13 protein-coding genes are annotated in these 12,788 nt (G+C 52.1%); 10 read left to right on the top strand and 3 right to left on the bottom strand.

The genetic code is table 11. The features are described 5' to 3' along the window. Positions 1-8: 8 nt before the first annotated feature. On the bottom strand, positions 9-725 hold the full coding sequence (gene rph / locus HFD92_RS18695) for a ribonuclease PH (RefSeq protein WP_009088115.1): 717 nt from the start codon (positions 723-725) through the stop codon (positions 9-11). A gap of 150 nt (positions 726-875) precedes the next feature. Here rph and HFD92_RS18690 point away from each other — a divergent pair, with 150 nt between their 5' ends. Continuing rightward, positions 876-2,060, top strand: coding sequence for a NupC/NupG family nucleoside CNT transporter (locus tag HFD92_RS18690; RefSeq protein WP_046100862.1), 1,185 nt, complete (start codon positions 876-878; stop codon positions 2,058-2,060). A 35-nt stretch (positions 2,061-2,095) separates the two neighbouring features. On the opposite strand, the gene HFD92_RS18685 is transcribed toward HFD92_RS18690, so the two are convergent. Then, a complete protein-coding gene (locus HFD92_RS18685) occupies positions 2,096-2,521 on the bottom strand; it encodes a DUF3574 domain-containing protein (RefSeq protein ID WP_167429478.1) in 426 nt (141 codons plus the stop codon). Between the two features lie 157 nt (positions 2,522-2,678). Here HFD92_RS18685 and HFD92_RS18680 point away from each other — a divergent pair, with 157 nt between their 5' ends. The 9 genes from HFD92_RS18680 to HFD92_RS18640 all read left to right on the top strand — a co-directional run bounded on the left by HFD92_RS18680 (position 2,679) and on the right by HFD92_RS18640 (position 10,972). Then, entirely contained in the window at positions 2,679-3,542 is an 864-nt protein-coding gene (locus HFD92_RS18680; protein WP_009088118.1) for a YicC/YloC family endoribonuclease, read from the top strand. Positions 3,543-3,839: 297 nt separating this feature from the next. Next, positions 3,840-4,655: a DUF3289 family protein gene (locus tag HFD92_RS18675; RefSeq protein WP_167429477.1), complete on the top strand. Its 816-nt coding sequence runs from the start codon at positions 3,840-3,842 to the stop codon at positions 4,653-4,655. Next, positions 4,652-5,140, top strand: a complete 489-nt coding sequence (locus HFD92_RS18670) for a DUF943 family protein (RefSeq protein WP_111207985.1) — start codon at positions 4,652-4,654, stop codon at positions 5,138-5,140. Before HFD92_RS18675 ends, HFD92_RS18670 begins: the two co-directional genes overlap by 4 nt. Positions 5,141-5,545: 405 nt before the next feature. Beyond that, positions 5,546-5,722 (top strand): hypothetical protein, encoded by a 177-nt coding sequence (locus HFD92_RS18665; RefSeq protein WP_158000249.1) that lies wholly within the window; start codon positions 5,546-5,548, stop codon positions 5,720-5,722. Then, positions 5,700-6,623, top strand: a complete 924-nt coding sequence (gene lpxP, locus HFD92_RS18660; protein ID WP_009088122.1) for a kdo(2)-lipid IV(A) palmitoleoyltransferase — start codon at positions 5,700-5,702, stop codon at positions 6,621-6,623. The genes HFD92_RS18665 and lpxP overlap by 23 nt, the downstream gene beginning before the upstream one ends. 218 nt (positions 6,624-6,841) lie before the next feature. After that, positions 6,842-7,984, top strand: a complete 1,143-nt coding sequence (locus HFD92_RS18655; protein WP_167429476.1) for an alanine racemase — start codon at positions 6,842-6,844, stop codon at positions 7,982-7,984. A 135-nt stretch (positions 7,985-8,119) separates the two neighbouring features. Next, on the top strand, positions 8,120-8,515 hold the full coding sequence (locus HFD92_RS18650; RefSeq protein WP_009088126.1) for a hypothetical protein: 396 nt from the start codon (positions 8,120-8,122) through the stop codon (positions 8,513-8,515). 762 nt (positions 8,516-9,277) lie between these two features. Then, entirely contained in the window at positions 9,278-9,922 is a 645-nt protein-coding gene (locus tag HFD92_RS18645) for an oligosaccharide flippase family protein (RefSeq protein ID WP_167429475.1), read from the top strand. A gap of 432 nt (positions 9,923-10,354) precedes the next feature. Beyond that, a complete protein-coding gene (locus HFD92_RS18640; protein ID WP_009088129.1) occupies positions 10,355-10,972 on the top strand; it encodes a trimeric intracellular cation channel family protein in 618 nt (205 codons plus the stop codon). Here HFD92_RS18640 and ligB read toward each other — a convergent pair. Beyond that, positions 10,910-12,661 carry an NAD-dependent DNA ligase LigB gene (ligB, locus tag HFD92_RS18635; protein WP_111207987.1) on the bottom strand — a complete coding sequence of 584 codons (1,752 nt, stop codon included), beginning with the start codon at positions 12,659-12,661 and terminating at the stop codon, positions 10,910-10,912. The genes HFD92_RS18640 and ligB overlap by 63 nt on opposite strands. Positions 12,662-12,788 lie beyond the last annotated feature (127 nt).

The raw sequence follows: 12,788 nt of genomic DNA, 5'->3' as shown, positions 1-12,788 counted from the left end.
CTGTTACATCAACTGTTCAGTGCCGCTTTCTGCGCCTGAATTAACTCCTCAATTCCGCCGCGTGCCAGCGCCAGTAGTGCCAGCAGCTCTTCATGGCTGAACGGCTCGCCTTCGGCGGTGCCCTGAACCTCAATCATGCGGCCATCTTCCATCATCACGACGTTCATGTCGGTTTCTGCGGCTGAATCTTCCACATACTCCAGATCGCACAGCGCTTCGCCCGCCACGATCCCTACGGAAATAGCGGCGACCATGCCTTTCATCGGATTGGCTTTCAGCTTGCCGCTGGCGACCAGTTTGTTCAGCGCGTCGGCCAGCGCCACACAGGCGCCGGTGATGGACGCGGTGCGGGTGCCGCCATCGGCCTGGATCACGTCACAGTCGAGTGTAATCGTGAATTCTCCCAGCGCTTTCAGATCGACGGCGGCGCGCAGTGAGCGGGCAATCAGACGCTGAATTTCCAGCGTGCGACCACCCTGCTTGCCTTTTGCGGCCTCACGCGCCATGCGGCTGTGGGTCGAACGCGGCAGCATGCCATATTCAGCTGTTATCCAGCCCTGGCCCTGCCCTTTAAGGAAACGCGGAACCCCTTCGTCTACGGAGGCAGTGCAAAGCACTTTCGTTTCGCCGAACTCCACCAGAACGGAACCCTCTGCGTGTTTGGTGTAATTGCGGGTCAATGTGACTGGACGCACCTGCTGTGCGCGACGGCCTGCTGGACGCATGGGTTATCTCCGGCTTGCTAATGATTGGCTGCGCATTATACGGACTTCCATGCCCGCTGTCTCTTGCGCTGGTCGGGCGCAGGCTTCAGATGAAATTCCGCGCCAGCTGTGGCTAAATGCGCGTTCCTTTCACTCTGATTAAAAAGACATATGGCCGCCATTCTTCATTTCCTGCTGGCGCTGGTGGTGATTTTCGCCCTTGCGCTGCTGGTCAGTCATGACCGTAAACAGATTCGCCTGCGCTTTATTATTCAACTGATTGTGGTGGAAGCCGCGCTGGGTTGGTTCTTCCTTCACTCTGCCGGAGGGCTGGCGCTGGTCAGTTCGTTCGCCGGCTTCTTTGAGACATTGCTGGGCTTCGCTGCACAGGGCACGGAGTTCGTGTTTGGCGGCATGAGCAAACAGGGGCTGGCCTTTATTTTCCTCGGCGTGCTCTGCCCGATTGTCTTTATTTCCGCGCTGATCGGCATATTGCAGCACTGGCGTATCCTGCCGCTGCTGATCCGTATTTTCGGAACGCTGCTGTCGAAAATTAACGGTATGGGCAAGCTGGAATCGTTCAATGCCGTCAGCACGCTGATTCTCGGTCAGTCGGAAAACTTTATCGCCTATAAAGGGATCCTCGGAGATATCCCGCCGCGCCGGATGTACACCATGGCGGCGACCGCGATGTCTACCGTGTCGCTGTCGATTGTCGGCGCCTACATGTCGATGATCGAAGCAAAGTATGTGGTTGCCGCACTGCTGCTTAACATGTTCAGCACCTTTATTATCCTGTCGATTATCAACCCGATGAAACAGCAGGATGAGCAGCCTATCGCCCTGGAAAAACTGCATGAAGAGCAGAGTTTCTTCGAGATGCTCGGCGAGTACATCCTGGCGGGTTTCAAAGTGGCCATGATCATTCTGGCCATGCTGATTGGCTTTATCGCCCTGATTGCTGCCGTTAATGCGCTGTTCGCGGCGCTGTTCGGGTACAGCTTCCAGCAGCTGCTCGGCTATCTGTTCTATCCGCTGGCATGGCTGATTGGCATTCCCAAAGCCGATGCCCTGCAGGCGGCCAGCATTATGGCGACCAAGCTGGTGGCAAATGAGTTTGTGGCGATGATCGAGCTGCAGAAGGTAGCGGCAGGTATGAGCGCACGCGGACTGGGGATTCTGTCGGTCTTCCTGGTCTCCTTCGCCAACTTCGCCTCAATCGGCATCGTGGCGGGAGCAATAAAAGGCCTGAACGAGACGCAGGGTAATGTGGTGTCCCGCTTTGGCTGGAAGCTGGTTTACGGCTCTACGCTGGTCAGCCTGCTCTCTGCGGCTTTTGCCGGTCTGTTTATCTGATGATGCAGGGGCGGTGGCTCTGCCGCCCCTTCGCCCTAGAACCCGACACAGACGGGCGCATCCACCCGCATGACCGACTCCTGATGAAAGCGTTTTTTATAGAGGCTGCGTAGCGCCTCAATATCATGGTTGATGGCGGGATCGATGCCGTGGATCAACATCAGCGCTTTACTGTTTTCTCGTGCCAGCTTCCCGTTTTCCCCCAGCCACTGACCTTTAGCGTCATAAACCGACAGGCCCGCTTTGAAGCGTGGCGTGACCTCATTGTCCACGAAGTTCATCCAGTCGAGTGAGCTGACCGAACCGCCATCAGGCTTGCTCAGTCCAAACCACAAGGTGGTCTGCATCATCATGTCGCCACCCGCGCAGATCGGTTGCGGTTTAGTGGGTGCCGGATGGCGAGTCTGGCAACCTGACAGCAGCAGCGCCAGCATAACAGGAAGAGCAATCACGCGAGACATCGATCAGTAATCCTCACACAGGGGGTCAGTGGTCATCATAAGTGGCTGTCACTGAAGGCGTAAAGCGTTCGTTATTGCCCTGTGAGACGCTTATGCCTGTTATGCCGTGGCTCGCCTCGCTATACTTCACCCATCTTTCCGTAAAAGAGTGCCACTTATGATCCGCAGTATGACCGCTTATGCCCGCAGCGAAGCCAAAGGCGAATGGGGCAGCGCCGCCTGGGAGCTGCGTTCCGTGAACCAGCGTTATCTGGAAACCTACATCCGCCTGCCGGAACAGTTTCGCGGGCTGGAGCCGGTTATCCGCGAGCGCATTCGCCAGCGTCTGACGCGCGGGAAAATCGAGTGCAACCTGCGTTATGACGCCGATCCCAGCGCACAGGGCGAGCTGATGCTGAACGAAACGCTGGCAAAACAGCTGGTTCAGGCCGCTAACTGGGTCAAAATGCAGAGCGATGAAGGTGCGATTAATCCGCTGGATATTCTGCGCTGGCCTGGCGTGATGTCTGCCCAGGAGCAGGATCTGGATGCCATCAACACGCAGTTATTGCAGGCGCTGGATAATGCGCTGGATAACTTCGTTGCGGCTCGCGAAAGCGAAGGCACCGCGCTGAAAGCGATGATTGAACAGCGTCTGGAAGGCGTTTCACAGGAAGTCAGTAAGGTTCGCGCACAGATGCCTGAAGTGATCAAATGGCAGCGCGAGCGCCTCGTCGCTAAGCTGGAAGATGCGGAAGTCCAGCTGGAAAATAATCGCCTTGAGCAGGAGCTGGTGATGATGGCGCAGCGTGTTGACGTCGCTGAAGAGCTGGATCGTCTGGATGCGCACGTTAAAGAGACTTACAACATCCTGAAAAAGAAAGAGGCCGTGGGCCGTCGTCTCGATTTCATGATGCAGGAGTTTAATCGCGAATCAAACACGCTGGCGTCAAAATCGATTAACGCCGATATCACCGCGTCAGCCATTGAGCTGAAAGTGCTGATCGAGCAGATGCGTGAGCAGATTCAGAATATCGAATAATTTCCACTCCCATCCATGAATATCCATAAGCCCATGTTAAATGGGCTTTTAAATAGGTCCTGAGTTCCGGTTAATTCAGCAGGAAAAACCGAATCAAAATGAAAAGTGAGACACACACCACTTCACTTTCTCAATTATGCCGTTTAACATTGCAGGGATCGGTTCTATCTTTAGAGTGGTAGCTTTATGAACTGAACTGTAATAAACAAGGGTTCAGTTTTTACAGATGTATCGATTCTGAAAGTTTTAATTATATTAAAATAGAGTACGAAATATTGATATCACAAGGAGGTTATCATGTCAGTATTAACGTTGCCTGCTACGATCTATCAAACAAAGCATAAGTTTAACGATTATAGTACTGATGATATGAAGTGTGGTGATCTTACTGAGAAGCAACTCAGAGGCGATTTGGGTCTGGATGATGTTTCTGAAGTGGTTGATCCCTGGACTGGAAAAGAAGTATCAATCTTCAACTCATTCCGGGATACCCGTCAAAAATCCAGAGCAGAAATGGCTGAACTTCTTTTCAATGAGTTTCTTCGTGTTTCTATGCCTGCATATTATCTTGGACAGCACCAAATATTCAACAATCTCGTAAAGCATCTTTATCACGGCAATGGAAAAAGCTATTCCAGCCCCTTTCTGGATAGGGCATATGAGAGTTTAATATTGAATGATAAATCCTCTTCATCTTCACCTCTTTCAATTATCCAGTCAATCCTGGATAAGTTTGCCAATGATTCAAAAAATGGCTTATCTGATGATGCTAAAAATGCATTAACTGTGGGAATAAGTAAATCAAGACTTCCCAGATTCAACAGATGGGCTGATAGCTTTAATGGTTTAGGCATGTCAATACATGATATATATGCTACGAATATACAACTCACACAACTGGATATAACTGATAGTGGTTATGTAGCTAAAGTAACTTTTACAGGACAAGATCATTTTGGTCTCGACAAAACTGATATCACAAGTATGAAGTTTCATTATATAAGAGCATTTCGTATCTGGTTTGTACTTCAACAATGGGAAAAATTCGCCTACAAACCCTTTTTTACAAATATGAAAGCAGTATTAGAAATTAGTGGCCGGAGGAATCGATGAGAACCAGAAAAATTTTATTCTCCATATTTTTATTAATCGTACTTTCTTTTTTTTACTTAATGTTTTTTAGCTCTCCTAAAATTATCGCTATTCACGGCTCGGGTGTTAACAGAGAACTGTTAGCTGAAAACATCCCTTTCACTGATAGTAATAAAATAAAATGGTGGGATAACAATGGTGTTAAAACCATCTCTTCGCCTGAAACTTACAATGTTTCAATCTGGAACTTTAACGGTAAGTATCAAAAGCTTGCCCCTAAGAACTCTGGCTTATTTCCAGATCATGATATTGATTACTTGTTTTGCTTCGATGACATGAAGACAAAAGAAAATTGTATAGACAAATCAAACTGGCTCATGGACATTACTAAAACTAAGGATGGCTACACTTACTATCGTTTTGATGGTGAATCTTACTATCGAAAACCTTCTGGTGAACTCATCAAGGGTGAACGATTTACGACCACCATTAGAGCCTTAAGATGACCAGATAGTCACTGCAAAAAATGGAGGGGTTAATTGAGGAGTGAAACTTTAACTATCCATATAAAATCAAATTAAGTAATTGAAAATTAAGGATATTTAAATATTAATCAACGTTCAGATTCTTAATGTCACGTAAGCCTTTATTCGATGGAAAGTGAGTAAGCGTCAGCGATGGCAGCTTACTCACTTTTTGTACAAGGTGGGCTGAGATGTAGTGGCATACAGAAGGATCGTGCTGCTTAAGTGCCGCGGGATTTCGTAAAGATAGATAAATAATCATTTCCGGACTGTTCCTGAACGGTCATTTGTCACGTTTTTCCTTTCAGAACCACATTTTCTAATGCACTGAATTAAAGAGACTTTTCCATAAAATCCTCTTCTGAACACCCTCAATGCGCTCGCTCCATGAAACTGGTCAATCCTGTGGAGTCAGTAGTTTCCCTTTCTTTGAAGGCACTTTTTGATAAAGTGCTGGTCGAAATCAGTACAGCTGTAGCGCCTGGAGACTTTATGGAAGTGTTCTTTATGCGATGCATCCATTTATCTCATGAAGGTTTTAATGAAAAACACCGGAAAATTTAGCAGCTCGCTGCTGCATCCGCGTTATTGGTTTACCTGGTTTGGTCTTAGTGTGCTGTGGCTCATCGTCCAGCTTCCCTACCCTCTTCTTATGCGTCTGGGTGCCGGTGCAGGCAAGATCTCCCGTCATTTCCTGCAGCGTCGCGAGCGCATCACTCGCCGGAATATTGAACTCTGCTTTCCGGGCATCAGTGAAGAAAAAACAGAGGCGATGATCGCCGGCAATTTTGCCTCACTGGGCATGGCACTGGCAGAAACCGGTATCGCCTGGTTCTGGTCAGATCGTGCCGTAAGGCGTCTGTTTAATGTCACCGGGATGGCAAATCTTCATGCGGCGCAGAACGAAAAGCGTGGCGTGATGCTGATTGGCGTGCATTTTATGTCGCTGGAACTGGGCGGTCGCATCAGCGGTCTCTGCCAGCCGATGATGGCAATGTATCGCCCGCATAACAATCAGGCGATGGAGTATGTACAGACCCGGGGTCGGATGCGCTCAAACAAAGCGATGATCGACCGTCGCGACCTGCGCGGTATGGTGCATGCGCTGAAACAGGGTGAATCGGTCTGGTTTGCACCGGACCAGGATTACGGCCCTAAAGGCAGCACCTTTGCGCCACTGTTTGCGGTAGAAAAAGCCGCCACCACCAACGGGACATTTGTCCTGTCACGTCTGGCGAAGCCCGCGATGGTGCCGATTATGCTGATCCGTAATCCCGATAATTATGGCTACCACCTGATCATTGAACCGATGCTGGAAAATTACCCGCATACGGATGAGGCAGCGGCCGCGGCTTATATGAATAAAGTCATTGAGAATCAGATCCTGCGTGCGCCTGAGCAGTATCTCTGGCTGCATCGTCGCTTCAAAACCCGGCCACCGGGTGAAGCATCGCTCTACGTCTGAGTTAACGGATAAAGCAGGCCACGCGCCTGCTTTATTTTTTCAGCTTCTCCTTCCTGCAGTCTGGCGTTCACGCCTTCTTCCGGTTCCCTGCCGGGCTTTGCTTAACCTGTTCCTGTCATTTCTGCTGTCCGGCCTCACGCGGCGAGTGGGCAGACTGGTATCAGATCGTTAATTCAGCAATCATAAACACCCTTATTACCTCAAGGTCGGATTTTCATATGGATATCAACGATAAACAGCAGTGGCAGCGTCCGCTGATTGATGACCGCCTCACCCCCTATATTGAAGTGGATGCAGCGCGGCTGGAGCAGAACCTGCAGCAGATGCAGCAAAAAGCACAGGCGGCCGGCGTTGCGCTTCGCCCTCATATCAAAACGCATAAAAGCGTCTGGATTGCTCTGCAGCAGCTTGCGCTCGGCGCACAGGGCGTCACCGTTTCTAAACCCAGCGAAGGCATCACCTTCATTCAGGGTGGCATTCGCGATCTGCTGTTAGCCTATCCGGTAGTGCAACCACAGAGCGTGGCAGAATTACTGCGTCTCGCCGTGCAGCACCAGGCGAAAGTCACACTGATTGCGGACAGACTGCAGGGTGTGGAGGCGATAGCTGCGGCCTGGCAGCAGCAACCGCAATGCGAACTGGCGGTGGCGATTAAAGTTGATGTCGGTTTACACCGGATTGGCGTCAATCCTGAGAGCGATGCAGCTGTGGAGATAGCGCAGGCGTTGCGGGACAAAGGGTTACGTTTTGCCGGACTGGTGTCGCATGCCGGTCACGCTTATGGTGCCGGTGAGGCTACGGCCATTGCTGAGATTGCCCGACAGGAAATGATCCTGATGCTGCGACTGCAGGCAAAATTGCAGGCTGCCGGTTTTGGCGACTGCCCTGTTTCTGTCGGCTCAACCCCGACCGCGCTGGCGGCAGATATTGCGCCCGGCACCAGGGAAATCCGGCCCGGCAATTATGCCCTGCTGGATCTGACCGCCTGCCGTCTCGGTTTAAGCCACGTCGATCAGCTGGCAATGAGCGTGATTACCCGTGTGGTCGCGGTGAACGATCACTTTGTGATTGTGGATGCAGGATCAAAAATGCTGAGTTCGGATAAAGGGCCGCACGGCACCAATGCCAGCGGCTTTGGCATTGCCGTGGATGAAGCAGGTCAGACCTATGAGGTTACGAAACTATCGGAAGAACATGGGTTCCTGCTCTATCAGCATCATCGCCCTGAAGTCGGCACGCTGCTGCGCATTTTCCCCAATCACAGCTGCGCCGTAATGGCCCAGTCAGATGGCTTTGTTCTGCGTCACGCCACCGGCCAGAGTGAAGAACAGGCGGTGTCTGCGCGTGGTAACTTCATCTGAATCCGTTGCAGACAGCGCCTTATGCTGTCTGCGCCCTGTACGAAACCCTGCCAGCACCACACTTCTGTCGTTACAACGTTTTAACATACCGGTGGCCGTGCTTTAATGTTTTTTTGCTTCTCCCCCGGAGGTTATATGCTCTCCTCGCGCACGCTGAGCCTGACGATTCCGCGCCACTGGTTAGATCTCTATGAAACCATCTGGAAGCCCGAATTTTTTCCTAAGTGGGCTTCCGGCCTGACGCACAGCGCGTTAGAACCTGATGGCAATCGCTGGCGTGCTAAAGGCCCGCAGGGAAATGTGAAGCTCCGTTTCTCGCCCCATAATCCGTTTGGTGTGATGGATCACTGGATTGATAGCGGCTCTGGCAGGGAGATTTACGTGCCTATGCGCGTGATAGCGAATGAACAGGGCGCCGAAGTGATGGTGACAGTCTATCGCCAGCCATTTACCTCTGATGAGAAATTTAAGCAGGATATTGAATGGGTTAGCAACGATCTGGAAAAACTCAATCATTTGCTGACTCAGTAAATCAATAACTTAGCGCGATTTCTTGCTGTAATTATGGCTGGCCGGTAATGAAAAAAAACAGAAAAATTTGCGCGGATAAAGCATAAAGCACTTATCTGATTGGTGACCGCGCCTTCACCATTAGTAACAACCCTGCTTAAGCTTCCCTTCCAGGAAAATTCCTGGGAAAACCCTGTCAGAAGCAGGGATTCCCCGGGATTTCAGGGCTTTTAATGTCTCCTGCATGTTTTGATTGTTTCCTGCACACATTAATCCTTAATCGGCGTTTATTATGCCACCACTGAGGATTTAATATTTATCATGCACAAAGTGAAACCATTTATTTCTGCGGCCCCGTTATCAGACTTTTCTTATGGTGTTAAATTAAATAAAACAATGTATAAATCATTTCACACACAGCAATACCCATAATGATAAAGCAGTAAAAAGTCATGGACCGCTCAGCGAATCTTTAAATGAAAGCGTTGAGTTTGCCGCAAGGATGCTGGCAGGAGAATATAAAAAAACAACAGGGTTTATTCGTGATCTGGCGGAATTCTTTGTGATAGCAGGGAATTCCGCCATGACACGAAACAGGGGCTTTACCAGGGATACTTTCCAGGATTATTTAAAGCAGCACATAATAACAGGGCAAGCCTGATAAATTTCTCCAGGACTCCGCTCAGAAAGAATTGCACTCATTAACGGTGTCACAGCAATCATCTCTTGCCGTTGCACAAAGACAACATTCTCACAGAGTCGCCGGACTCTAACGAGTATATTATGGCAATACGCGAAAGCAGTCTTAATAGCGCAAAATGGTCTCTGCTCTCTTCCATTAAAATTATTGGCATCGGCGTTCTGCAGCTTTCGTTGCTGGCGCAGATTCTGCAGGCAAACGAACTTAACCTGCTGGCGATCGCCGTGATTGCTCTGCTGGCTATCGATACGCTGGCCGATCGGGGCTTCTCAAACTCACTGATCCGCCGCTGCATGCTCTCGATTAATGATCTGTCCATCCTTTACTGGGGGAATGTCCTGGTGGGTGTGGCAATATTTGGCCTGCTCTTTTCTGGCAGCCATCTGCTCAGTAACCTGTTTGATCAGCCCGAGCTGGCATTAATGCTGCAGATGGTCTCAGTGGTCTTTATTATTATTCCACAGGGCCAGCATTATCGTGCGATATTACAGCGCGAAAAACAGTACACTCGTATCGCCTTTGCGGAAACATCGTCAGTACTGGTCGGACTGGGCGTGACCTTATTTACCGTCTGGCTGACACCTTCCGTATTATGTGCAATCTGGGGTTATCTGGCGATGGCGTCTATTCGCATGCTGATTTACTGCTACTACGGTCGTTCATGGTTCCAGCCAGAATATCGTTTTAGCCTGAATGCCTTTGCTAAAATTCGTGCAAGAAACAAATAATATAATAAGTCTGTAAGGTGGGCTCTGAGCATCCGAAACGATGCGTTGGCGTGCTGTTAACCAGCACGCCTTTCTTTTTTATTGCGCCGGATATCTTTTCCCTGTGACCGGTTATTTCCTCTATCCTCACCTCTGCTTATTCCTTCCTGTCCGGATGAATCTTCGCCGGGTAGCGAAAAAGCCTTTGCGGTCACGACGTCCCCCGTTCTGCGTAAGCGCAATCCGGACAGAAACATGCCCCGGATCTCTGCGCCTTCATCTCAGATTTTCTCATGCGTTCAGCTCAGTCCGCTCGTCAGAGAGCCTTTATATGCTGACGCCATCGCTGGCTGGTATAAACTGCGCTCATCCCGGACGCCGCTCGCCAGAAAATCTCAGTCGCTGGCGCTAAGGTAATGCCGTAGCCTTGTCGCCGTCTCACTGGAGCCTGCTATGTTACTGACTGTTCTCTACATCATTGGTATTACCGCCGAAGCCATGACCGGCGCGCTGGCGGCCGGTCGCCGCAAAATGGATCTGTTCGGCGTCATTATTATCGCCTCGGTGACCGCCATTGGCGGCGGGTCGGTGCGCGATATTCTGCTCGGTCACTATCCGCTGGGCTGGGTGAAGCACCCTGAATACATCATGATCGTTGCGGCAGCAGCGGTGGTGACGACATTTGTGGCTCCCCTGATGACACACCTGCGCAAAGTGTTTCTGGTGCTGGATGCGCTGGGCCTGGTGGTCTTCTCCATCATTGGCGCACAGGTTGCGCTGGATTCCGGACATGCCATGATTATTGCCGCCATCAGCGCGGTGATTACGGGTGTCTTCGGCGGCGTATTGCGCGACATGTTCTGCAATCGCATTCCGCTGGTGTTTCAGAAAGAGCTCTACGCCGGTATCGCCTTCGCCTCGGGCTGGATGTATATCCTGCTGCTGAAAACAACCCTGGCGCATGAAGCCGTCATCATCATTACTCTGCTGTTCGGATTCTTTGCGCGCTTACTGGCGCTGCGCTTCCGTCTCGGTTTGCCCATTTTCAACTATCCCCATCCCGAGCATTGAGGAAGCGGGGATGTTCTGCTGCTGCAGGAACGCGATCACGGCCTGCAGCCGGGCATCATGAAACTGCGCAACGAGGCGCCGGGCCAGTGCTGCGCCCACACCCGGCAGGGTCTGCCAGGCCATCACATCCCGCTGCGTTAAGCTTTCCCACTGCCTGTCGGGCAGCGTGTTCAGCGCCTTGCGTGGCAGTGAAACGCCGGACGCCGCCACCCAGCGGCGAAGCGGCTGCTGGCGGGTGAGATTAAAGCGGTGCCAGATCGCCTTTGCCCGTTCCGGAGAGAGGCCTGTTGCGGCGGCGATCTGTTCCGGTGTTAACGTCAGCCAGCCAAAGAGGTGCGTCATTGCGCCGCTTTCCAGTAAGCGCAGCCAGGTGCTGCGCTCTACGCCCGGAATATTCAGCACCGCTTTCTGGCTGAGCCAGCGTAATTTTGCCAGCAGCTGTTTCTGACATGCGGCACTGAAGGTGAAACAGCTCAGCGGCGTGTAGCGCGCCGCATCGGGAGGCTGAGGGTAGTGCCGTTCTGCCACGCGCCAGATCACCCGCTCCAGCCGGGGAATACCCTGGCCCGCCAGGCTCAGCGTAATCAGATCGCCTGCAACGATGTCCATCTCCTGCCAGCGACGCAGCGATCCGACGCTGACCCGTCTGACGGTCTTATCATCCAGCTGAACCGGCTGCAGATTGAGAACCGCCGCGATTTTACCGGTCCGGCCGATGGGGAAATCGACCGAGAGCACTTCCGCGCTCACTTCAGGAGGATCATATTTCCAGGCAACGGCCCAGCTCCCCTCGCCCGGCAGCCAGTTTTTACCCGCAGGTCGCCGGGCCTGATGTACCACCACACCGTCAGTCACAAAAGGCAGCGCAGCATGGAACCAGCGCGTTCGCCAGGCGGCGACATCCTCTTCGTCGTTTACCCGGTGACTCCATTTTTCCGCCACACCCAGTCCCCAGCGGCTGAGTTGCTGCAGGCGTTCCGTCATTGCGGCGGGACCATCGGGCCAGGCCCAGATAAAGATATTGAGCGACTTCCGCAGCGGAGCCCGCGTTTTGCTCATCATGGCACCCGCCACCTGCGCGCGCGCATTCCTGCCGCCATCCGTTGCCTGCTGATGACCGGTCATCGACAGGAAGAGCTCACCCTGCAGCACCACCTCGTCAAGGCGGGTGTCGATATGCTGTGGGATCGCCGGAATCTCAGCGGCTTTACTCAGCCACTCTTCACCGCGTAAGCCATCGCCGCGACTCAACAGGGAAACCAGCCGGCCCTGGCGATAAACCAGCGAAACAGCAATGCCATCGACTTTCGGCTGTACCCAGAGATCGTGCCGTCCCTGCATCCAGTAGGCCAGAGCCAGCTTGTCCCGCAGCTTTTTCACGCCGGTATGCGCAACCGGATGCAGATGCTCTCCCTTGTTCGGCAGTTGCGGTGTATAAGCAGGCTGCGAAGGACTGAAGCAGTGCTGCCAGTGATTCAGGCGCTGCTGCAGCGCATCGTAATCGCTGTCCGCCACCGGGCTCTGCCCCTGCTGATAGTAGGCCTCGTCCCAGTGTTGCAGCTGCTGCTGCAGGCGAGCGATCTCTTTCTCCGCCCGGATGGGGGTCCAGACCGGACACAGGGCGCTGTGCGCCGGACAGAGGACGAACCCCAGCGCCACCCCAAACAGCCTCCAGCCAACTCCTTTCATCTTCTCTCTCCTGAGGTTTTGTGGCATTCAACCTCAGGCCATCAGCACCAGCCAGCGACGATGTACAATGATGGAAGAGAGGCTGTCGTCATCTGCCCGCTATTGCAGCGGCACGACAGGTCATTGC

The sequence above is a fragment of the Pantoea sp. EKM101V genome (assembly GCF_011800325.1).
Classification (GTDB): domain Bacteria; phylum Pseudomonadota; class Gammaproteobacteria; order Enterobacterales; family Enterobacteriaceae; genus Pantoea; species Pantoea anthophila.
Note: the sequence above shows the minus strand (reverse complement) of the source record. Positions and strands in the feature narration are given on the sequence as shown.